Below are 22,148 nucleotides of genomic sequence, written 5' to 3'. Positions count from 1 at the left end.
ACGCTTATCCTAGATCAATGCGGGGCCGCGGCCGGAGCCGCGGGCTTGGTGGTGGCGGGCGCGGCCGGCGCAGCGGGCGCGGACGCAGCGGGGCCCGGCGCGGCCGGAGCCGTCGCCGAAGCGGGCGTGGCCGCGGCGCCGGCGGCCGGAGCGGCGGCGGCGGGCGCGGGCGACGGAGCGGAGCCGATCGGCACGCCCTTCTTCGACAGCACCCAGGCGTCGAAATCGGCCTGGCTGACCACCTTCACCTCGATGGGCATGAAGGCGTGGTCGACGCCGCAGAGCTCGCGGCACGAGCCGTAGTAGGTGCCGATGCGGTCGACCTTGAACCAGGTGGAGTTCAGCCGCCCGGGCACGGCGTCCATGATCACGCCGAACGAGGGCACGGCCCAGGCGTGGATTACGTCGGAGCCGGTGGTGAGGATCTGGACCACCTGATTGACCGGCACCACCAGGGGCGCAGTGGTGGCGAGCTTGTAGGGAACGCCGGCCGCCTTGGCCTTGTCCTCAGGCAGGATGTTGGAGATGTACTCCGGCATCTTCTGGTCGGGATATTCGTAGCCCCAGTACCACTGATAGCCCGTGGCCTTCACGGTCATGTAGGGCTTGGGCATGTCGTGGTACTCGAACAAAAGCTTGAACGAGAAGACCGCGATCACCACCAGGATGAGCACTGGAACCAACGTCCAGATCACCTCCAGCGGCGTGTTGTGGCTCCACTTGGCCGGCACCGGGTTCGAGCGCTTGTTGTAGCGGAAGATGATCCACAGCAAGAGCGCCAGCACGAACAGCGTGATGACCGTGATGATCGGCAGCAGGATCATGTTGTGGAAGAAGATGGCGTCCTTCTTCAGCGGCGTGACGCCGGCGCTCATGCCGATCGCCTTGTCGATCGGCTGACCGATCACTTCGTCCGCCAGCGCTGACGCGCCCCAGAACATCGTCATCGCGCCTGTGGCGATCCCTGCCGTCAGCGCCCGCATCCCCTGAAACCTAGACTGCATGTCCCCTCGGTCTGGCTGGCCGGCCCGCATCGCGACTCTGGCGATTTGGCCGACAGTACAGAACGGCGCGCACGGACGCTCGCGCGCCGTCTTAGCCCTTCATCGCGGGTGCATACGCGCATCCCTTGGGCTTGCCAAGCCGCCAAGCCGCCCCCATGCGCCCACCAAGGCCGGACACCCGCCGCCGAGGCCGAAAGAAGGGGAAGCGCCGGCTTTGCGGGCCTGTTTCGCCGACTCATGTTCGAAGGAGGCCGATGCACTTGAGCCCAGATCACGAACGGGCCATCCGCGAGGATTTCGACTCGCTGGTGAACCTCGAGCCGGCGGAGCTGAAGGCCTGGCTGAAGCGCCCCGAGAGCCAGCGCGTCGGCATGGTCCGGCGCGGTGAGACGGAATCGGTCGGCCGCCAGTCGGCCCGCCGGATTCTCAGCATTCGGGCGACCCCGATCGACGACCTGACCGACGCCGACTACGCCCACATGAAGAAGGTGATCGGCTATTGCCGCCGCCATCTGGCCCAACGGCCGGCCGCCGAAAGACTGGGCGGAGACATCACCAACACCCGCTGGCGCTGGAGCCTGATGAACTGGGGCCACGACCCGCTGCGCGGACGGCGCGAGACCTGACCATCAAAAATGTGCACTGTCAGGCGAACGCGGTTCGGGGGACGAATGCGTCATGAGACTCCAGGCTGCCGTGCTGTTGCTCGCCGCCGCCACCCTCGTGAGCGGCCAGGCGTTGGCGCGTGACAAGCCTCAGCCTGCGGACCTCAGTGGCCTCTGGACCAACGTCACCGTCACCCCCATCGAGCGGCCCGCCGCCTTCGACGGACCGACCACGACCGAGGCCAGGGCGAAGGCCTATGAAGCCGCCAACCCGCAGGCGTTCAACGCCGCCGACATCGACACCATCGGCGGGCGGCAGACCGAGTGGTGGGAATACGGCGGACCGATGATCCGCATCGGCGGCCAGATCCACACCGCCATGATCGTCGAGCCGGCCGACGGCAAGCTGCCCTACACCCCCGCCGGGCGCGCGCTGATGGAGGCGAAGCTCAAGACCCGCGTCAGCGGCTTCGACAATCCCGAGGACCGGCCGAGCACCGAGCGCTGCCTGATGGGCGGGTCCAGTTCCTCCAGCGTGCCGATGATGCCGCACTGGGACAACAGCCACTATCAGATCGTCCAGACCCGCGACTTCGTGGCCATCCGCATGGAGTCCGGGCGGGATCCGCGGATCATCCGGCTGGGCGCGGCCGGCCACCCGCCGCCGGTCATCCGGCCATGGGCCGGCGATTCGGTCGGACACTGGGAAGGCCGAACTCTCGTGGTGGAAACCACCAACCTCAACCCCGGCGAATCGTTCAAGACACCGCAGCCGCTCTACATCTCGAAGGACGCGAAGGTCACGGAGCGGTTCACCCGCGTTTCGGCCGGGGAGATCGTCTACGACTTCAGCGTGGAGGACCCGGCGATCTATAGCCGGCCCTGGCGCGCTCAGCTGGTGTTTCGGGCCGACAAAGGCCCGCTGTTCGAATTCGCCTGCCACGAAGGCAACTACGCTCTGCCCGGCATCCTGGCCGGCGCGCGGCACGACGAACGGATCGCAGCCCAAACCCAGGCCGCGGGGAAATAGCCACAGGCTTTCCAGGGATGACGCGGGGCGCCGGCCTCCCTATCTTCTCGGCATGAACGCTCACACGCCGACGCCCTCCATCCTCGATTCCGCCGGGGTCGATCCCAAACGCGCCGAGGAGATCCTGGGCGAGGCGCTCGCCGGCGCCGACGACGGCGAACTGTTCGTCGAGCGCAGCGAGAGCGAGAGCTTCCTGTTCGACGACGGGCGGCTGAAGTCGGCGGCTTTCGACGCCACCGAAGGCTTCGGCCTGCGCGTGGTGGCCGGCGAGACGGCGGGCTACGCCCACGCCAGCGAAATCTCCGAGGCCGCGATCCGCCGCGCGGGCCAGTCGGCGGCGCTGGCCAAGCGCGGCTATTCCGGCGTGGCGGCGGAAGGCCCCCGCGCCACCAACGCCAAGCTCTATGGCGAGGACGACCCGCTGGCCTCGCCCGACTTCTCCGACAAGGTCGCCCTGCTGCAGGAGATCGACGCCTGGTGCCGCGCCCGCGACCCGCGTGTGGTGCAGGTGATGGCCTCGCTGGCCGGCGAGCGGCGGACGCTGGAGATCCTGCGCGCCGACGGCCGGCTGCTGCGCGACGTGCGCCCGCTCGCCCGCATCAACATCCAGCTCACCGTCGAGCGCGACGGCAAGCGCGAGAGCGGCTACTCCGGCGCCGGCGGCCGCGCCGGCTTCGAGACCTGGATCACCCCAGACAAATGGCGCGAGCAGGCCGAGGAGGCGCTGCGCCAGGCGCTGGTCAACCTCGACGCGGTCCCCTGCCCGGCCGGCGAGATGGACGTGGTGCTGGGACCCGGCTGGAACGGTGTGCTGCTGCACGAGGCGGTGGGACACGGCCTGGAGGGCGACTTCAACCGCAAGGGCACCTCGGCCTTCTCCGGCCGGATCGGCGAGCGGGTGGCGGCGCCCGGCGTCACGGTCTTCGACGACGGCGCGATCCAGGATCGCCGCGGATCGCTGACCATCGACGACGAGGGCACGCCCACCGGCCGCACGGTGCTGATCGAGGACGGCATCCTGGTCGGCTACATGCACGACCGGATGAGCGCCCGGCTGATGGGCCTGCAGGCCACCGGCAACGGGCGGCGGCAATCCTATGCGCACCTGCCCATGCCGCGGATGACCAACACCGGCATGATGGGCGGCGACACGCCCCGCGAGGAGATGATCGCCTCCACCAAGCGCGGGCTCTACTGCGCCAACTTCGGCGGCGGCCAGGTGGACATCACCAACGGCAAGTTCGTCTTCCAGTGCACCGAGGCCTACCTGATCGAGGACGGCAAGGTGACGACGCCGGTGAAGGGCGCGACCCTGATCGGCGACGGCCCCTCCGCCCTGACGCGGGTGACCATGATCGGCGACGACTTCTGCTTCGACAACGGCGTCGGCGTCTGCGGCAAGGCCGGCCAGAGCGTGCCGGTCGGCGTCGGTCAGCCCTCGCTGAAGATCACCGGCCTGACGGTCGGCGGAACGAGCCTCTAGAGCTCCACGGTACCCCGGAACATCGGGGCGCAGCTGCCGCCGACGGAGGCGCGGACGCCATCCGGCGCGCGGCGGGCGGTGACGTTCAGCTGGCTTGGGCGGCCCATCTCGACACCCTGCGTGATCTCGTAGCGCCCCTCCGCGTCCGCCGACAGCGACAGCAGGAGCGCGCCCACCGTGGCGCTGGCGCTGCCGGTGGCGGCGTCCTCGAAGGTGCCGGAGAGCGGGGCGAACATTCGGGCGCGGAGCTTCTGACCGTCACGGACATAGAGGAAGAGCGAGAGGCGGTCGCTGCCAGTGTCGGTCTCCGCCGCGGTCTTGCGGAAGCCCGCCAGATCTGGACCTGAGCGGCCGAGCGCGTCGGCGGTCACCTCGGCGAAGAAGAAGTCGATGCCGAGCGACGCCTGGACCGGCGGGTGGCTGGCGGTCACGAAGTCCGAGGCGGCCAGTCCGACGCAGGCGCCGGCTTGCGCGGCGGTAAGTTGCGGCCCGGTCACCAGGGCGCGCGGCGCGTCGATGACGGCTCCGGTTAAGCCGCCTGAGCCGTCGCGGGCCACGCGAACCTCCACCAGGCCCGCGATCTCCTCGAACCTCAACACATCGCCCTGCCCGCGACCCAGGCCGGCGAGCACAAAGCCCGTGCCGACGTTGGGATGCCCGGCGAACGGCATCTCGGCCGTGCGGTTGAAGATCCGCACGCGAGCGGTGTTGGCCGGGTCGGATGGCGGCAGGACGAAGGTCGTCTCCGACAGGTTCCACTCCGCGGCCAGCGACTGCATCTGGGCGTCGGTCAGGCCGCGCGCGTCGGGAAACACCGCCAGCGGATTGCCGCCGAACGGGCGGTCGGTGAACACGTCGAGCGTGACGAAGTCGTAGGTCGGCATGGCGCCCTCGGGACGGGTCGGCGAATCTTGGCGATTTCCTCGCAGAGGTTGGGAAATTAGCCAAGTGACTAATTTCTAAGGTTGCGCCTAGAAACTTTCACCGACGAAACATTACTCCCGTAAATTCCGTGCCTTGGCAGATGTCGCCGCGAAACCTTTCCGCGATTTAACCCAGGATTACGGGCATTTAATTGGCGCAAGCCGCCCGGCGCGGGCCAGTTGACCCCGGTTTCTGGGGAGCCGGTTGGATGTTTCTGTTTGTATTGGCGCAGGCGGTGGCGGCCGTTGCGGCGCCCGCGGCGATCCCGCCCGCGGCCTCTGGGCCTCAGGCCCCGACACCGGCTGCAGTCCAGGCCCCGGCCCAGGCGGGCGTGGTCAGCTACGCGCCGGAATTCTTCACCGACGTCCATCCGAACACCGCGCTGGACATGGTCAACCGCCTGCCGGGCTTCGCGCTGGACACCGGCTCGGGCGTGCGCGGCTATGAGGGCGCGGCAGGCAACGTCCTGATCGACGGCCGCCGCCCCGCGGTGAAGACCGAGGGCATCGATTCCATCCTGCAGCGGATGCTGGCCACCCACGTGGCGCGCATCGACGTGATCCGCGGCGGCGCGCCCGGCATCGACATGCAGGGCAAGACGGTGATCGCCAACGTCATCACCAAGCGCCAGAACGGCGCGCGCGGCATCTTTCACTTCGCCGACCAGCACGACAGCGACGGGCGAAGCATCCACACCCTGCGCATCGAAGGCTCCGGCCAGGTCGGCGCGCGGACCTGGGAAGGCGGCCTGACGGTCTCCGGCTTCGTCGACGACGGCTATGGCGACGGCGCGCGGCGGATCGCCAACGGCGACGGCACGCCAAAGCTGCTGGGCCACATCCACAGCCAGGGCTGGGGCACCCAGCAGGTGGCGACCGGCGCCACCGAGGCGCCGCTTGGCGAAGGCAGCCTGCGGATCAACGCGCGCCTGTTCGGCCAAGCCTACGACAGCTCCGAACTCGACACGACCCAGTTCCCCGACAGCCACACCGAGCACGACCACCAGGACGACAACAAGGCCCAGAGCGAGGTCGGCATCCGCTACAACCGCCCGTTCGGCGCCCGGACCGGCATCGAGATCGTGGCCCTGCGCCAAGACCAGCGCGAGCGCTACGCCGACACCTTCAACAACCCGACCGACGCCCAGGTCTTCAAACAGGCCACCGACACGTCGGAGACCATCCTGCGCGGGGTGGTGAAGTTCCAGCAGACCCCGGCGCTGTCGTGGGAAGCCGGAGCGGAAGGGGCCTACAACGCGCTCACCAACCACCTGCGATTCACCGACAACGGCGCCTTCCAGCAGGTGCCGGCCGCCGACGTCATGGTGGACGAGAAGCGCGGCGAGGCCTTCGGCAAGGCGGTCTGGCGGCCTTTCTCGACGATCACCGTCGAGGGCGCGGTGCGCGAAGAGGGCTCGCAGATCGAGTCCTCCGGCGACGTGACCCTTTCGAAGACCCTCTACTACACCAAGCCCCGCATCCTGGTGACCTGGGCGCCTTCCGCCGACACCCAGGTGCGGTTCCGCTACGAGCGCGAGGTGGGCCAGCTCGACTTCGGCTCGTTCGTCGCCTCCAGCTCGCTCGCCACCGGCACCATCGCCGCCGGCAACCCCAACCTGGTCCCGTCGCAGGACTGGGCGAGCGAGATCGCGCTCGAGCAGCACTTCCTGGGCAGCGGCGGCCTGACGCTGACCGCCCGCCACCTGCAGATCACCGACGTCATCGACCGCGCCCCGGTCATCTCGCCGGGCGGGCAGGCCTTCGACTCCCCGGCCAACATCGGCGACGGGACCGAGGACGACTTCGCGGTCAACCTCACCGTGCCGCTGGACAAGATCGGCCTGAAGGGCGCGCAGATTCGCGGCGACTATACGCGCCGCCTGTCGCAGGTGATCGACCCGACCACCCACACGCCGCGGCCGATCAGCGGCCAGCATCCCAACGACTGGGACTTCCACTTCAGCCAGCCGGTGGGCCGGGTGATCTACGGCGTCGACATGTTCGGCGGCTGGCAGCAGCGCTACTACCGCTTCAACCAGATCGAGATCGACAAGCTGCAGACCTATGTGACGCCCTATTGGGAGTTCAAGCCGAACCCCAAGCTCAGCTTCCGCATCGAGTTGGACAACGTCACCGCCCGGCCGTTCAAGCACGTCTACGAGAACTGGGACGGGCCGCGCAATCTGACCGGCCTCTCGACCGTCGAGCAGAAGACCTACAAGCCCGGCCGGATCTTCTACCTGCGCCTGCGCAAGACCTTTGGAAACTAGACGAACTTAGGACCGACGCCCCGGCGGGGACGCCGGGAACCCTGGGGGATAGGCCATCTCTAAGCTGCTGATCATTCTCGCCCAGGCCGCCGCAGCCGCCGTCCAGCCCGCCACACCGCCCGCGCCCCTGCCGGCCGGCGCGGTCGCGGCGCCGGCGGCGGCCGGCCAGGCCGAGCCCGCGGCGCCGACCGAGGGCGTCACCCGCTACGATCCGTCCTTCTTCGCCGCCTACGGACCGGCCAATGCGCAGGAGATGGTCAACCGCCTGCCGGGCTTCACGCTCGACGCCGGCTCCGGCGTGCGCGGCTACGAGGGCGCGGCGGGCAATGTGCTGATCGACGGCCAGCGCCCGGCGACCAAGACCGACACCCTCGACCAGTTGCTCTACCGGATTCCGGCCAGCTCCATCGACCATATCGACGTGATCCGCGGCGGCGCGCCCGGCATCGACATGCAGGGCAAGACGGTGATCGCCAATGTGGTGCGCAAGACCGGCGGCGCCTTCCATGGCCTGCTCGCCGCGCAGAGCACATCCCTGGGCGACGGCCGCGAATATTGGGCGGCCCGCGCCGAGGGGTCCGGCAAGCTGGGCCCCGGAACCTGGGAAGGCGGCCTCCTGATCGGCGAAGGCCAGGACGGCGGCCAGGGCGAGGGCGGCTTCGCCAGCTTCGATCCCAGCCACAAGCTGCAGAGCCAGGGCCACATCCACGCCCAGGGCGAGGGCCAGACCTTCACCCTGAACCTCGCCGCCGAGGAGCCGCTGCTGGGCGGCCGGCTGCGGGTGAACGGCCGGATCAACACCGGCCCCTATGACTCCAACGAGAGCGACAGCTTCATCACCCCCACCGTCCAGACGACGCGGGAGCATCAGGACGACAACGCCTTCCAGAGCGAACTCGGCGCCCGCTACACCCACGCGCTGGGCGGCCGGACGAACCTGGAAACCGTGCTGCTGCGCCAGGACAGGACCGAGCACTACGCCGATGGCTTCCTGGCGCCGGGCGACACCCAGATCTTCCACCAGGACACCACAACCGCCGAATCCATCGCCCGCGCCGTCTTGAAGTTCCAGCAGACGCTGAAGCTCTCCTGGGAGCTGGGCGGCGAGGCGGCCGACAACACCTTTTCCAACCGCATCCGCTTCGCCGACAACGGGGCCGCCGTCCCCCTGCCGGCCGCCAATGTCGATGTGGAGGAAAAGCGCGGCGAGCTGTTCGGCAAGGTGGTCTGGCAGGTGACGCCTACCATCACCGCCGAGGGCGGGGTGCGTGAGGAAGGCTCCAACATCGCCTCGACCGGCGACGTGGTGCAGTCGAAGACGCTCTACTACACCAAGCCCCGGGCGCTCCTGACCTGGTCGCCGGACGCCGACACCCAGGTGCGCGTGCGGTTCGAACGGTCCGTGGGCCAGCTCGACTTCGGATCCTTCGTGGCCTCGACCTCCTTCTCGGCGGGCGTGGTGACGGTGGGCAATCCCAAGCTGGTGCCCGAGCAGGACCTGATCAGCGAGATCGCCTTCGAGCGCCGCTTCTGGGGCCGCGGCTCGGCGGTGATCACGCTTCGCCATACGGACATCAGCCAGGCGGTGGACCGGGCCCCGATCTTCGGCGTCGGCACCGGGGTCTTCGACGCCCCGGCCAACATCGGCGACGGGACCAAGGATGAGGAAAGCCTCAACCTGACGGTCCCGCTCGACAAGCTGGGGATCAAGGGCGGCCGGTTCCTGGCCAACAGCACCTGGCGCCAGAGCCAGGTGACCGACCCGACCACCCACGCCCCGCGCGAGATCAGCGGCCTGCATCCGGTGGACTGGGACCTGCACTTCACCCAGGACCTGCCGGTGCGCCACATGGACTGGGGCGTCGACCTCTACGGCCAGCAACGCGAGCGCTACTATCGTTTCAACGTCATCGAGACCCGCAAATACGAGAGCCAGCTCGACCCGTTCCTGGAGTGGAAACCCCGGCCCGACCTGCAATGGCGCTTCGAGGTCGACAACGCCGTCAGCCGCTCGTTCAAGCGCTTCGACGACAACTTCGGCGGCCCGCGCAACCTCTCGACGCTCGCGCTCATCCAGGCGCGCAGCGAGCAGCCGAGCCGGGTGTTCTCGGTGCGCGTGCGCAAGCTGTTCGGGGTCTAACCTATCCCGCCCGCGCCGTGGGCGAGCTTCTTCAGCCACGGCGACAGCACCAGCATCACCGCGCCCGCGCCCAGACCCCAGAGGCCGATGACGCCGAAGACGTGGCTGTAGGTGGCCAGCGCCTTGCCGGCGTCGAGCACCTGGCCGCCGATGGTGTCGGAGGCCGTCAGCTGCGCGATCTTGGCGGCCACGAACTGGGCGCCGGCGGTGCCCAGGAACCAGGTGGCCATCAGGGTCGAGATCAAGAGCGGCGGGGCGAGCTTGGTCATCTGCGAGAGGCCGACCGGCGAGACGCACATCTCGCCCGTGGTCTGCATCAGGTAGGCGCCGGCCAGGAAGATCAGCGGCGCCTTGAAGTCCGGGCCGGCGAACCGGCCGCCCAGGATCAGGACGAAGTAGCTGGCCCCGATCATCGCCAGGCCGACGCCGAACTTGAACACCGGGTTCGGGTCGCGCCCGAACTTGCCGAGCCAGGTCCACAGCGCGGCCATCACCGGGGCCAGGATCAGGATGCCGCCGGACTGGAAGGACTGCGCCTGGGCCGGCTTCATGTACTGGTCGCCGTAGAGGTGCAGGTCGGTGTTGCGCTCGGCGAACAGGCTGAGCGAGGAGCCGCCCTGTTCGTAGAGCGCCCAGAACACCACCGAGGCCAGGATCAGCCAGATAGCCAGGATCAGCCGGTCGCGCTCGACCTTGTCCGCCTTTGTGGCCATGTACCAGCCGAGATAGGCCAGCACGACTGCCGCGCCGACGCCCAGCATGGCGCTCACCACCGCGAAGCTCTGCACCACGAACCAGATCACCGCCACGCCGGCGACGCCGCCGATATAGATCAGCCACTCGGCGTTCAGCGGCCCCACGCGGGGCTTGGCGAGCGCCGCGGCGTCCGGCGGTTCGCCATGGCCGTCGAGCATCGGCTTGCCCAGCACGAAGACCACCCAGCCCAACGCCATGCCGACGCCGGCCGCACCGAAGCCGGCCCACCAGCCGATGGTCTGCCCCAGCCACCCGCAGGCGATGGAGGCCAGGAAGGATCCCAGGTTGATGCCGAAGTAGTAGAGGGTGAAGCCCGCGTCGCGCCGGGGGTCTTCCTGTTTGTAGAGCTGGCCGACGATGGCGGAGATGTTCGCCTTCAGGAAGCCCACGCCCATGATGATCAGGGCCAGCGCCAGGAACAGGATGTTCTCGCCGAACGGCCCGCCCTGGTTGACGCTGAGCTGATAGTCACCCTTCGGCAGATGCGCCGGCAGCGGCGCGCCGGCCGGCAGGCCCTTGATCTCGAGGCCGCCGTCGGCGGCGGGCCCATAGGCATAGGGCTGGCCGGCGACCAGCAGCTTCACGTCGCGCGAGGCGGCCCGCCCAGTGACCTGGAACTCATAGGTCACGCCGGCGTACCTCAGCTCCTGGGTCGCGGGCTTGGCCTCGATCGCCATGGCCATGTGCCCGGCCACCAGCAGAAGGGCGCCGAACGCCACCGCCTTGCGCGCGCCCAGATAGCGGTCGGCGATCACCCCGCCGATCACCGGCAGCAGATAGACCAGCGACGTGTAGGCCCCGTACTCGGCCGCCGCCGCCTTGTCCTGAAACAGGAAATGCTGAGTGAGGTAGAAGATCAGCAGGCCCCGCATGCCGTAGTAGGAGAAGCGCTCCCACATCTCGGCGAAGAACAGGATGCGCAGGCCCCGCGGATGCTGACGCAGCTGCAGAATGACCGGGATGGAGGTCGCCGCGGCGACAACCAGGCCGGCGACGATGACGATGTCCATGAAGCGTGGCCCTTGGCTCTGACAGTGGGCCCGCCGCCCCCTTAGGCGCGCGCCGTCACGATTGTGATCGAGAAAATCATCTAGACCCCCTCAGCACAAGCAAGCCCGCGCCCCATCTAGGCCGTGGGAGCCTTGGGTCTCGCCCAAACGTTCCTGGGGCGTTGAAGGAGTCCCGTCATGAAGCTGCCCGGCCCCGACCATCCGATCACGCTCACCCCGTCCGCCAAGCGTTGGCGCGCAAAGTTCGCCGGCCATGTGATCGCCGACAGCGCCGACGCGATCGTTCTGCAGGAAGCCGACTATCCGCCGGTGGTCTATTTCCCTCGGTCCGACGTGGAGATGGGCTTCATGAGCCGCACCGCCCGCTCGACCCACTGCCCTTACAAGGGCGACGCCAGCTACTACACCGTGCTGATGGACGGGCAGTTCGCCGAGAATTCAGTCTGGACCTATGAGCTGCCCTACCCGGCCATGGAGGCGATCGCCGAGCGGCTGGCCTTCTACACCGACAAGATCGAGGTCTATGCGGTCGACGACGCGGCGGCGAGCCCGCATCGGAAATCGAGCGGCGGCCCCGACGAGGACTACGCGATCACCATCGACAACGTGGTGCAGCACACCGACAGCGGCTCCGGCGCCTCGCAGCGCGAGCACTGGCCGGCCAACGTCGAGACGCCCAGGACCACCGACGACGGCGGCCTGCGCTAGGATTCCCCTTCGGGCGTGACGCTTCCCGCCGGGCAGCTGTCGGGCCGTTCGCCGAATCAAACCGCGGAGATCGCTGAGATGCGCGGAGGCGGCCGTGGATCGGACCGATCCCGGCGTCTCTCTGCGATCTCCGCGATCTCCGCGGTTCGATGGACGGACTGAGCGCCCTCAGCGGCGCGGCGGACCGGTCGCGCGGCGGGCGGCCAGCACCTGGCCGACATTTGACGCCAGGTGGGGGGAGGCCAGATGCGCCTTCGGCGGGGGCGCCTGGGCGGCGCCGGACCCGGCCAATCGGGACCGCAGGCTCTGGGCTGTCCTTGGCTGAGCGGCCGATGGGCTGGGCGCGGCCTTCGCGTGGGCGATCAGCTCGCGCAGGGTGAGGAGTTCGGCGGGCTCGGCGCCCGGCAGCGTCTCCGCGTCGGCGGCGACGCCCTCCAGCGTGCGCAGCAGGATCGGCAGGCTGGCGCGTTCGGTCTCGCGGTCCCGGTCGCGCTCGTCATAGCCGCGATCGCGGTCATGGCGGTCTGCCTCAGACTCAGGGGTTTCGGGCGGATCGGCGCGGTCGATCAGAGTCTCGCGGTCCGTGGCCGCCTCGCGCGGCTCAGCCGGCGTCCGGTCCAGACGCAGCTGCAGCGCGGTTGCGACCCGCACCGCGAAGAAACAGCGGTCGAAGGCGTTGAAGTAGGCGAGCCAGCCGTCCGCGCCCTGCGCCTTCTCGGTGGCCGCGCCGAACGCCATGCCCAGCCGATAGGCGCACTCGGCCATCTCGGAGAGCTGTCGGCTGCGGGGATCGGCGGAGGTCATGGTTGAGAACAAAAGTAGAACATAGCGAGCCGGGTGTCAAGGCGGAGCCATCAGGAGGTCCTGGATGCCCGTTTCCGGGAAGAGTGGTGACGTCCGAAGTCGATCCCTTGCGGACCTCTCGCTGAAGACGCCTTCTGAGCGTCGCTAAGCTTGCCTGGCGCCAGGGTCCGCTATCCACCCGCCGCGGACGTTGAACGCGACCGCTCCAGGCCAAGACGCGGCGCGGTTCGCGGCGGCTCGGGGAGTGGGCTGCAACCCCCTCCGTCGCCTTGCTGCGCGGCGACACCTCCCCCTCAATCGGGCTTCGCCCTGGGGGAGGATCTCTGCTGTGTCGTGGGCGCCTGCGCTAGTAGGCGAAGCTTTCGAACACCTTGCCGGCGTCGCCGGCCCAGGGGCCGTTGTAGAGCTCCAGCAGGCGCTCGGCCGGGGTGATCCCGCTGGCGGCGATCTCGTCGAGCTCGGCCAGGTAGCCGCTCTCGTCGACCATCCCGCCGGAGAGCCGGTTGCGGCGCTTGAGGCCCTCGCGGGCGATCGACAGCATGTCCTTGGCGACGTCCTGCACGCTGCGGCCGGCGATCTGGGCCTTCAGGCCGACGCGGGCGACGTCGGCCCGCAGGCGCTCATGGTCCTCTATTCTCCAGTCCTTGCAGAGGTCCCAGGCGGCGGCGAGCGCGGCCTGGTCATAGAAGATGCCCATCCACAGCGCCGGCAGGGCGCAAAGCCGGCTCCAGGGACCGGAGTCGGCGCCGCGCATCTCCAGATACTGCTTCAGGCGCACTTCCGGAAAGATCGTGGTGGTGTGGTCGGCCCAGTCCTTCATCGTCGGCTTTTCGCCGGGGAGTTCGGCGAGCTTGCCGTCCATGAAGTCGCGGAACGAGCGGCCGGCCAGGTCGATATAGCGGTCGCCGCGCTTGGCGAAATACATCGGCACGTCCAGGGCGTAGTTGGCATAGGTCTCGAAGCCGAAGCCGTCCGCGAAGACGAAGTCCAGCATGCCGGTGCGGTCGGGGTCGGTGTCGGTCCAGACGTTGGCGCGGGCCGAGACGAAGCCCGAGGGCTTGCCCTCGATGAACGGCGAATTGGCGAACAGCGCGGTGCAGATCGGCTGCAGGGCGAGGCTGGTGCGGAACTTCGCCACCATGTCGGCCTCGGAGCCGAAGTCGAGGTTGGCCTGCACGGTGCAGGTGCGGAACATCATGTCGAGGCCCAGGCCGCCGACCTTGGGCATGTATTCGCGCATGATCTTGTAGCGGCCCTTGGGCATCACCGGCACCTGATCGCGCCGCCAGATGGGGCTGAAGCCCAACCCTAAGAACCCCAGGCCCAGCTCGTCGGCCACGACCTTCACCTCCTGCAGGTGCTGGCCGGTCTCCTCGCAGATATCGTGGATGGTCTCGAGCGGCGCGCCGGAGAGCTCGAACTGGCCGCCGGGCTCCAGGGAGACATTGGCCTTGCCGCGCTCCAGCGCGATGACATTGCCCGCCTCCGTGACCGGCTCCCAGCCGAAGCGGGTCAGGCCGTCGAGCAGCGCCTTGATGCCGTTCGGCTCATAGGGAACCGGCGTGTGGGTCCCCAGATGGAAGACGAACTTCTCGTGCTCGGCGCCCACGCGCCACTGATCCTGGGGCTTGGAGCCCTTGTCGAACCAGGCGACCAGGTCTTCGAGCGTCAGGGGACGGTCGTCCGTGGCGGTCTCGGCCATGCGTATCGTTTCCCATCCCAACCGGGACCGCTGTGTGCGGCGGTGCTCTTTACGTTGACGGAATAGGTGGGCGCAATCGAGCTAAGCTCAAGGGGCTCTCAGGCGGTCTCTCATGCGGTCTCTGGGTCGGTCCAGTCGCCGAGCGCGCTCTGCCAGAGCGTGAGCGCGCTGATCGCGGCGGTGTCGGCGCGCAGGATCCGCGGGCCGAGCGAGGCCGGAACGGCGTAGGGCAGCGCGCGCAGCGTGGCGCGCTCGGCCGGTGAAAAGCCTCCTTCGGGGCCTATCAGGATGGCCCAAGGGTCCCCTCCCCCCTGCGGGGAGGGGTTAGGGGTGGGGGTGTCGGCGCCGGGCTTGCCGGCTCCCTCCGAGCGGGCGCCCCCACCCCCTACCCCCTCCCCGCGAGGGGGAGGGGTGAGTGCTTGCAGGATGGACAATGCGTCTCCGGCCTCGTCGCAGAAGAGAAGCTTGCGGCCCGGCTCCCAAGCCTCGATGAGCTTCCTCAGCTTCACCGGCTCCAGGACCTCCGGCACGTCCAGCCGGCCGGTCTGTTCGGCCGCCTCGGTGGCGATGGCGGTCAGCCGCTCGACCCGGGCGCGGTCGGCGTTGGTGCGCTCGGTGACGACGGGCAGGACGCGGCGCGCGCCGAGTTCGGCGGCCTTCTCGACGATGGTCTCCAGCCGGCTGCGTTTGACCAGCGCAATGACGAGGTCGAGGTCCGGCCCCTTCGCCTGAGGCCGCGCCAGCGCCTCGGCGCGCAGGCCCACCGCGCGCTTGGTCACGACCGTGATCGTGGCGCGCCACTCGCCATCGCGGCCGTTGAACAGCAGGACCTCGTCGCCCACGCCCTGGCGCATCACCGAGGCCAGGTAGTGGCTCTGGCCATGGTCCAGGGCCAGCTCGGCGCCGGGGCTGAGGTCGTGCGGAATGAACAGGCGGATCATCGAGCCGTTGTAGCGCCGGGGGCTTCATCGGGACTAGGGTTCAAGACATGGCGAAAGACCAAGACTACCAGCGCGAGCTGGAGAGCCTGCAGGCCGCCCTGGTGCGGTTCCAGCAGGCCGCGATCAAATCCGGCGAGAAGAGCCTGGTCATCTTCGAGGGCCGCGACGCCGCCGGAAAGGATGGCGCGATCAAGCGGATCACCGAACACCTGTCGGTGCGCAACACCCGCGCCATCGCCCTTCCCAAGCCCACCGACCGGGAGCGCTCGCAGTGGTATTTCCAGCGCTATGTCCGCCACCTGCCGGGCGAGGGCGAGCTCGTGCTGTTCAACCGCTCCTGGTACAACCGCGCCGGCGTCGAGCCGGTGATGGGCTTCTGCACCGAGGACGAGCACGAGACCTTCCTGCGCGACACGCCGGCCTTCGAGGCCATGCTGGTGGGCTCGGGCCTCAAGGTCGTCAAGCTGTGGCTCGACATCTCCCGCGAGGAGCAGGCGCAACGCCTGAAGGCCCGCAGGACCGACCCCTTGAAGGCGCTGAAGGTCAGTCCGCTGGATGGTGTCGCCCAGGAGAAGTGGGACGCCTACACCGAGGCCCGCGACCAGATGCTGCGGCGCACCCACACCAAGGAAGCGCCCTGGATCATCGTGCGCACCGACCACAAGAAGAAGGCCCGTCTGAACACCATGCGCTACCTCCTGAAGGAGCTGGCGCCCAAGGCCATCGCCAAGGGCGTCGACAAGCCTGACCCCAAGGTGGTCTTCGAGTTCGACACAGAAGCCCTCACCGACGGGCGGCTGGACCGCTAGCAAATCCAAACCCCCTGGTAGAGAGAACGCCATGGAACAGGTTCGTCTGGGCAAGACCGGTCTGAAAGTCTCGCGCCTCTGTCTCGGCTGCATGACCTATGGCTCGCCGGAATGGCGGACCTGGGTGCTGGACCGCGAGCAGTCGAAACCGTTCTTCCAGAGCGCCATCGAGAAAGGCATCACCTTCTTCGACACCGCCAACGTCTATTCCATCGGCGAAAGCGAGGCGGTCACCGGCCATTGGCTGCGGGAGTTCTCGCCCAACCGCGAGGAGATCGTGGTCGCCACCAAGGTCAACGGACCGATGGGCAAGGGGCCGAACGAGAAGGGCCTCAGCCGCAAGTCAATCATGGCCCAGATCGACGCCAGCCTGAAACGGCTCGGCATGGACTACGTCGACCTCTACCAGATCCACCGCTTCGACTATGAGACGCCGATCGAGGAGACGCTGGAGGCGCTCAACGACGTCGTGAAGGCCGGCAAGGCCCGCTACATCGGCGCGTCGTCGATGTACGCGTGGCAGTTCGCGCGCATGCTGGCGGCCAGCGAGGCTAACGGCTGGGTGAAGTTCGTCTCCATGCAGCCGCAGTACAACCTGGTCTATCGCGAGGAGGAGCGCGAGATGCTGCCGCTCTGCCGCGCGGAGGGCATCGGGGTGATCCCCTGGTCGCCGCTGGCCCGCGGCTACCTGGCCGGCGGCCGCGCCCAGCCCAAGGAAGGCAACACCGAGCGCGCGCGGACCGACGAGTTCAGCCCTCGCCTCTACTATCGGGAGGCCGACCAGAAGGTGGTCGAGGTGGTCGGCGAGATCGCCCGCGAAAAGGGGCTGTCGAACATGCAGGTGGCGCTGGCCTGGGTCTTGAGGAACGAGGCGGTCACCGCGCCCATCGTGGGGGCCAGCAAGCTCGGCCACATCGACGACGCGGTCTCGGCGCTCGAGGTCAAACTGACCGACGAGGAGGCCAAGCGGCTGGAAGCGCCCTACAATCCAAAACCAGTGTTAGATCACGCTTAATTCTTAATTTGTTCTTACCAACAAGGCGGAAGAGGTTACGCCGTTAACCATTTTTAAACGGACCCTTGTTCTTTCTTTGTTCGATCCGCTAGGCTCGTCTGCCGAGTCGCAGAGGGGCTAAGCGGACGCCATGCCGAAGGATAAGCTGCCCCAGAAAAGCACGCTATCTGGCGGCGAGGCCCGCCGGATCGCGCTGGCGGCCCAGGGGTTCGCGACGCCCAGGCCCTCAGGCCCGGTGACCAAACGCCAGCTCGTCAAGCTGATCGAGCGGCTGGGCGTGGTGCAGATCGACAGCGTCAACGTGGTCAGCCGCACCCATTACCTGCCGGCGTTCTCGCGGCTGGGCGCCTATTCGCGCGAGATGCTCGAGGAGGTCGCCTGGGCGAAGACGCGGCCGCTGTTCGAATACTGGGCGCACGAGGCCTCACTGCTGCCGCTCAGCAGCCAGCCGCTGTTCCGCTGGCGCATGCAGGACGCCCGCGACGGCGTGGGCTTGTGGAAGGGCGTCGCGCGCTTCCGGCGCGAGAACGCCGACTTCGTGGAGAAGGTGCTGCAGACCATCGCCAGCCGCGGGCCGATGTCGGCCTCGGAGCTGGAGATCGGCCAGAAGGGCGTCGGCGGCTGGTGGGGCTGGAGCCACGCCAAGACCGCCGTGGAGGGCCTGTTCTGGACCGGCGAACTGACCACGGCGACCCGGCGCGGAACCTTCGAGCGGGTCTACGGCCTGCCGGAAAAGGTGCTGCCGCGCGCCATCGTCGAGGCCCCGACGCCCGCCAGAGAGGACGCGCACCGCGAGCTCTACCGCATGGCGATCCGCGCGATGGGCGTCGCGACGTCCAAGGACCTGCGCGACTATTTCCGCATGCCGGTCGAGGGCGCCAAGGCGCGCATGGCCGAACTGGTCGAGGAGGGTTCGCTGGTCCCGGTGACGGTGAAGGGCTGGAAGGAGCAGGCCTATGTCGACCCCGCCGCCAGGCGCCCGCGCAAGGTCGACGCCCAGGCGTTGCTGTCGCCCTTCGACAACCTGATCTGGTTCCGCGAGCGCACCGAGCGGATGTTCGGCGTCCGCTACCGGATCGAGATCTACACGCCCGCCGAGAAGCGCACCCACGGCTACTATGTGCTGCCGTTCCTGGAGGGCGACGCGCTGACGGCCCGGGTCGACCTGAAAAGCGACCGCAAGGCCGGCGTGCTGATCGTCCAGGCCAGTCACGCCGAGCCCTGGGCGTCGGACGCAACGCCGGTCAGGCTGGCGCAGGAACTGAAGCTGATGGCCGGCTGGCTGGGGCTTCAGAGCGTCCGGGTGGAGAAGAAGGGCGACCTGGCCGGGATGTTGGCGCAGGCCGTAGGCTCCTAAGCCCATCCCTCCGTCACCGCATGCAGGCGGGCGTAGGCGCCGCCCTTCTGGACCAGCTCGGCGTGCTTGCCCTCCTCGACGATGCGGCCGTCCTCGAAGACCAGGATGCGGTCGGCGCCGCGGATGGTGGACAGGCGGTGGGCGATGACGATGGTGGTGCGCCCGACCATCAGCTCCTCCATGGCCGCCTGCACCTGCCGCTCGGTCTCCACGTCCAGCGACGACGTCGCTTCGTCCAGCACCAGGATCGGGGCGTCGGCCAGGAAGGCCCGCGCGATCGCCACCCGCTGGCGCTCGCCGCCCGAGAGCTTCACGCCGCGCTCGCCGACGAGCGTGCGATAGCCCTGCGGTAAGCGCGTGATGAAGTCGTGGGCGCGGGCCCGCCTGGCGGCGAGCTCGACCTCGTCCTGGGTGGCGTCGGGCCGCGCGTAGGCGATGTTCTCGCTGAGCGTCCGGTGGAACAGGGCCGGGTCCTGCGGCACGACCGCGATGGCGCGCCGGAGCGAGCCCTGGCTGACGGAGGCGATGTCCTGCCCGTCCACCAGAATCGCCCCGGAGTCCACGTCGTAGAGCCGCTGGATCAGCTTCACGAAGGTCGACTTGCCGGCCCCCGTCGGCCCGACCAGCGCCACCCGCTCGCCGGGCGCGATCCGCAGGGTGAAGCGGTCGTACAGCGGCGTCGCCGCCGACTTGTAGCGGAACACCACCCGGTCGAAGACGATCTCGCCGAGGTCCGGGCGGAAGGCCCTGGCGTTCGGCGCGTCGATCACCTGCGGGGCCATGGTCGCGTAGCGGGCCACGTCCTCGGTGTCGTCCATACCCTTCTGGGTCATGCGGATGTTGTCGCCGATGTTCCGCAGATAGCCGGTCATCAGCATGAAACTGGTGATCACGAAGGCGACGTCGCCCGGGCTCGCCTGACCCCTGGCCCAGAGGCGGATCAGCAGGCCCGTCAGCCCCGCCTGCAGGATCACCAGCAGCGTGTTGTGGAACAGCCAGATGTCGGTGAACCGCGTCCAGGTGCGGTTGGCCGCGCGGCGCCACTGGTCGGTGACGTTTGCGATCCGCGCCTCTTCGCGGGCCTCGGCGCCGAAGCTCTTCACCGTCGGGTTCGAGGCGATGGAGTCGGAAAGCGCGCCGCCGATGCGGCTGTCCAAGGCCACCGAGCGCAGGTTCAGCGGCCGCGCGAAGCGGTTGGTCAGGAAGATGTTCGAGGCGATGTAGAGCGTCACCATCACCGTCGCGAAGGCGCCCACCATGGGCCAGCGCCAGGCCATGATCGCGCAGAGCCCGATCAGCACCAGGATCGCGGGACCCAGGAACACCAGAGCCGCGTCCGAAACGCTGTCGTAGCCCCACATGGCGCGGGAGAGGCGGCGCACCGTGGCGCCGGCGAAGGTGTCGGCGTGCCAGTCGGCGCTGAACGACTGGACCTTCTTGAAGCCCTCGTCGGTCATCTCCTTCATGTTGGCGCTGGCCAGCGGAATCCAGAACCGCATGGAGAGATTGCGGATCGTCGAGAAGGCGAAATAGACGCCGACGAAGATCGCCCAGGCGCGCCAGGCTGTGGCCAGCCGCGAAGGCCCGCCGGTCACCGCGTCCACCAGCTTGCCCGCGGCCCAGGGGGTCGCCAGGTCGAAGGCGATCGCCAGCATGACGAACGTCACCGTGCCGGTCAGCAGCCACGGGCGGCGCAGCCAGAAGCGGGCGATGAAGGCCAGGACGGCGCTGTTCTTCAGCACCCGCTCCTTCTGGTCCTCGGTGTCTTCGTAGTGGTCGGTCATCTTAAAACTCGAATGTCGGCGCCCGTGGACCGCGAATGTCTGGACTCAGACGGCGGCGCCGGCGGGCGCGAAGGGATGGTCTTGGGTAAGGCGGGGGTTTCGATGAAACCCCGGAGGGCCCCGGGCGCGCGGAAGGGCTTCGAGACTTCGGGCCAGGCCCTCAGACGAAGCCGTCCGGTTGAGTTAGCAGCGCGGCGGCGGCCCGGCGCACGGTTTGGGAGCAGCTGGAATGAACGTCATTTCGGCCCTCCTTTCGCGTGGCTGAGGGAGCGGAAGCTAGGCGCGAGGGGTTGGAGCGTCAAGGCGATGGCGGAACCCTGTTCGGGCTTTCTGGCCACGGTGGCGGGCGCGCCACAGTGGCGCTCTTGCCGGGCCGCGGCGGCGGGCGGACAATGGCCGCGCTGCGACGTTGCGGGCCCTGTGCGCCCGCTCCCGTGCGCACCGGAGGACCTGAAGATGACCGACCAATCCGCACTTGGCGGCGTACCGGCTGCGGCCGATCCCACCTCATCGCTGATCCTGGATTTCCTGGAATCCTTGGGGCCGCAGGGCCGGCCCTATGCCGAGGTTATGGAGGCCTGGCGCACCTCATGCCCGAGGCTGACGGTGTGGGAGGACGCGGTGGACCAGGGCTGGGTGCGCCGCGAACGGTCCGGTCCGGCCGAGGCGGTGGTGGCGCTGACGCCCATGGGCCGCGAGCATCTGCGGCGATCGGGCCGCGCGCTTGGGGCCTGAAGGCGCTGGCGCCGCTGCGGCGCGGCCCATAAATGGACCGCAGATGACCGCGACCCCGCTCCCTGACGCCGCGCCCTCGAACTGGGTCGACCGTTTCGCGCCCTTGGGCCTGCGGCCGTGGCTGAAGCTTGGGCGGTTCGACCGGCCGACGGGGATCTGGCTGCTGATGCTGCCGGGCTGGCAGGGGATCGCGCTCGCTGACGCGCTGGAGCAGCGGCTGCCGGACATCGGGCTGATGGGGCTGGTGGCGCTCGGCTCGGCGCTGATGCGCTCGGCGGGCTGCGCCTACAACGACATCGTCGACCGCGACATCGACGCCAAGGTGGCGCGCACCGCGATGCGCCCGATTCCCGCCGGCCAGATCAGCGTCCGGCAGGCCTGGGCCTACGTCATCGTCTGTTGTCTCGCCTCGCTCGCCATCCTGCTCAGCCTGCCGCCGACGGCGGTGCTGCTGGGGGTCGCCTCGGTCGCACTGGTCGCCGCCTATCCGTTCATGAAGCGGATCACCTGGTGGCCGCAGGCCTGGCTCGGCCTCACCTTCAACTGGGGTGCGCTGCTGGGCTTTTCGGCGGCGACCGGAGCCGGGCCGGCGTTCTGGCGCGGCATGGCGCCCTACATCCTGACCAGCGGCGACAGCCAGTTCCTGATGCGGGCGCTGGCCGACAGCGCGCTGACCTGGCCGGCGGTCCTGCTCTATGCGTCGGGCGTGTTCTGGACGCTGGGCTACGACACCATCTACGCCATCCAGGACCTGGAGGACGACGCGCTGGCCGGGGTGAAATCCTCGGCGCGGCGGCTGGGCGGCCACGCCCCGCTGGCGATCCTCGGCTTCTATCTGGCGAGCCTGGCGATCCTGATCGGCATGGGCGCCGCGGCGGGCCTTGGCCCCTTCTTCTACCTGGCGCTGATCGCCTATGGGGTACAGCTCTGCTCCCAGGCCCGCAAGGTGCGGGTCGACGACGGCGCGCGGGCGCTGCGGCTCTTCAAGTCCAACAGCTGGGCGGGTCTGATCCTGGTGCTGGCGATCGTCGCGGGCACACGAATTCCGCAACTCTTCTAGACGCGGTATAAT

18 protein-coding genes are annotated in these 22,148 nt (G+C 68.8%); 11 read left to right on the top strand and 7 right to left on the bottom strand.

What is annotated here, in order from left to right; translation table 11 throughout:
• Positions 1-14 precede the first annotated feature (14 nt).
• Positions 15-1,004, bottom strand: coding sequence for a cytochrome c oxidase subunit II (coxB, locus tag VKQ35_RS08665; protein ID WP_324360580.1), 990 nt, complete (start codon positions 1,002-1,004; stop codon positions 15-17).
• 260 nt (positions 1,005-1,264) lie between these two features.
• On the opposite strand from coxB, the gene VKQ35_RS08660 reads away from it, so the two are divergent.
• Genes VKQ35_RS08660 through tldD form a run of 3 tightly spaced genes read left to right on the top strand, consistent with a single transcriptional unit; the run spans position 1,265 to position 4,122 of the window.
• Positions 1,265-1,630, top strand: a complete 366-nt coding sequence (locus VKQ35_RS08660; RefSeq protein ID WP_324360578.1) for a DUF3140 domain-containing protein — start codon at positions 1,265-1,267, stop codon at positions 1,628-1,630.
• 52 nt (positions 1,631-1,682) lie between these two features.
• Positions 1,683-2,639, top strand: coding sequence for a hypothetical protein (locus VKQ35_RS08655; RefSeq protein WP_324360576.1), 957 nt, complete (start codon positions 1,683-1,685; stop codon positions 2,637-2,639).
• A gap of 52 nt (positions 2,640-2,691) precedes the next feature.
• Positions 2,692-4,122, top strand: a complete 1,431-nt coding sequence (gene tldD, locus VKQ35_RS08650) for a metalloprotease TldD (RefSeq protein ID WP_324360574.1) — start codon at positions 2,692-2,694, stop codon at positions 4,120-4,122.
• Here tldD and VKQ35_RS08645 read toward each other — a convergent pair.
• Positions 4,119-5,006 carry a PhzF family phenazine biosynthesis protein gene (locus VKQ35_RS08645; protein WP_324360572.1) on the bottom strand — a complete coding sequence of 296 codons (888 nt, stop codon included), beginning with the start codon at positions 5,004-5,006 and terminating at the stop codon, positions 4,119-4,121. The genes tldD and VKQ35_RS08645 overlap by 4 nt on opposite strands.
• Positions 5,007-5,254: 248 nt before the next feature.
• On the opposite strand from VKQ35_RS08645, the gene VKQ35_RS08640 reads away from it, so the two are divergent.
• Positions 5,255-7,315: a TonB-dependent receptor plug domain-containing protein gene (locus VKQ35_RS08640; RefSeq protein WP_324360570.1), complete on the top strand. Its 2,061-nt coding sequence runs from the start codon at positions 5,255-5,257 to the stop codon at positions 7,313-7,315.
• 253 nt (positions 7,316-7,568) lie between these two features.
• A complete protein-coding gene (locus VKQ35_RS08635; RefSeq protein WP_324360568.1) occupies positions 7,569-9,455 on the top strand; it encodes a TonB-dependent receptor plug domain-containing protein in 1,887 nt (628 codons plus the stop codon).
• Here the strand turns inward: VKQ35_RS08635 and VKQ35_RS08630 are convergent.
• Positions 9,452-11,221 carry an oligopeptide:H+ symporter gene (locus tag VKQ35_RS08630; RefSeq protein ID WP_324360566.1) on the bottom strand — a complete coding sequence of 590 codons (1,770 nt, stop codon included), beginning with the start codon at positions 11,219-11,221 and terminating at the stop codon, positions 9,452-9,454. The genes VKQ35_RS08635 and VKQ35_RS08630 overlap by 4 nt on opposite strands.
• Before the next feature lie 177 nt (positions 11,222-11,398).
• Here VKQ35_RS08630 and VKQ35_RS08625 point away from each other — a divergent pair, with 177 nt between their 5' ends.
• Positions 11,399-11,929, top strand: a complete 531-nt coding sequence (locus VKQ35_RS08625; RefSeq protein ID WP_324360564.1) for a DUF427 domain-containing protein — start codon at positions 11,399-11,401, stop codon at positions 11,927-11,929.
• A 168-nt stretch (positions 11,930-12,097) separates the two neighbouring features.
• Here VKQ35_RS08625 and VKQ35_RS08620 read toward each other — a convergent pair whose 3' ends face one another.
• The 3 genes from VKQ35_RS08620 to VKQ35_RS08610 all read right to left on the bottom strand — a co-directional run bounded on the left by VKQ35_RS08620 (position 12,098) and on the right by VKQ35_RS08610 (position 15,376).
• Positions 12,098-12,733, bottom strand: a complete 636-nt coding sequence (locus VKQ35_RS08620) for a hypothetical protein (RefSeq protein WP_324360562.1) — start codon at positions 12,731-12,733, stop codon at positions 12,098-12,100.
• A 346-nt stretch (positions 12,734-13,079) separates the two neighbouring features.
• Entirely contained in the window at positions 13,080-14,435 is a 1,356-nt protein-coding gene (locus VKQ35_RS08615; RefSeq protein ID WP_324360560.1) for a glutamate--cysteine ligase, read from the bottom strand.
• A gap of 110 nt (positions 14,436-14,545) precedes the next feature.
• Positions 14,546-15,376, bottom strand: a complete 831-nt coding sequence (locus VKQ35_RS08610; protein ID WP_324360558.1) for a 16S rRNA (uracil(1498)-N(3))-methyltransferase — start codon at positions 15,374-15,376, stop codon at positions 14,546-14,548.
• Positions 15,377-15,423: 47 nt separating this feature from the next.
• Here VKQ35_RS08610 and ppk2 point away from each other — a divergent pair, with 47 nt between their 5' ends.
• The 3 genes from ppk2 to VKQ35_RS08595 all read left to right on the top strand — a co-directional run bounded on the left by ppk2 (position 15,424) and on the right by VKQ35_RS08595 (position 18,557).
• The gene (gene ppk2 / locus VKQ35_RS08605) at positions 15,424-16,185 is read left to right on the top strand and encodes a polyphosphate kinase 2 (RefSeq protein WP_324360557.1); all 762 of its coding nucleotides are present in this window, start codon (positions 15,424-15,426) and stop codon (positions 16,183-16,185) included.
• A 31-nt stretch (positions 16,186-16,216) separates the two neighbouring features.
• Positions 16,217-17,200 carry an aldo/keto reductase gene (locus tag VKQ35_RS08600; protein WP_324360554.1) on the top strand — a complete coding sequence of 328 codons (984 nt, stop codon included), beginning with the start codon at positions 16,217-16,219 and terminating at the stop codon, positions 17,198-17,200.
• A 130-nt stretch (positions 17,201-17,330) separates the two neighbouring features.
• Positions 17,331-18,557, top strand: coding sequence for a winged helix-turn-helix domain-containing protein (locus tag VKQ35_RS08595; protein ID WP_324360552.1), 1,227 nt, complete (start codon positions 17,331-17,333; stop codon positions 18,555-18,557).
• On the opposite strand, the gene VKQ35_RS08590 is transcribed toward VKQ35_RS08595, so the two are convergent.
• Entirely contained in the window at positions 18,554-20,341 is a 1,788-nt protein-coding gene (locus tag VKQ35_RS08590; protein WP_324360550.1) for an ABC transporter ATP-binding protein, read from the bottom strand. The two genes, VKQ35_RS08595 and VKQ35_RS08590, sit on opposite strands and share 4 nt — an antisense overlap.
• Positions 20,342-20,797: 456 nt before the next feature.
• Here VKQ35_RS08590 and VKQ35_RS08585 point away from each other — a divergent pair, with 456 nt between their 5' ends.
• Positions 20,798-21,076 carry a hypothetical protein gene (locus tag VKQ35_RS08585; protein WP_324360548.1) on the top strand — a complete coding sequence of 93 codons (279 nt, stop codon included), beginning with the start codon at positions 20,798-20,800 and terminating at the stop codon, positions 21,074-21,076.
• Positions 21,077-21,119: 43 nt separating this feature from the next.
• The gene (locus tag VKQ35_RS08580; RefSeq protein ID WP_324360546.1) at positions 21,120-22,136 is read left to right on the top strand and encodes a UbiA family prenyltransferase; all 1,017 of its coding nucleotides are present in this window, start codon (positions 21,120-21,122) and stop codon (positions 22,134-22,136) included.
• Positions 22,137-22,148 lie beyond the last annotated feature (12 nt).

It is taken from the genome of Phenylobacterium sp. (genome assembly GCF_035309685.1).
Taxonomy (GTDB): Bacteria; Pseudomonadota; Alphaproteobacteria; order Caulobacterales; family Caulobacteraceae; genus Phenylobacterium.
This window is presented reverse-complemented; position numbering and strand designations above follow the sequence as displayed.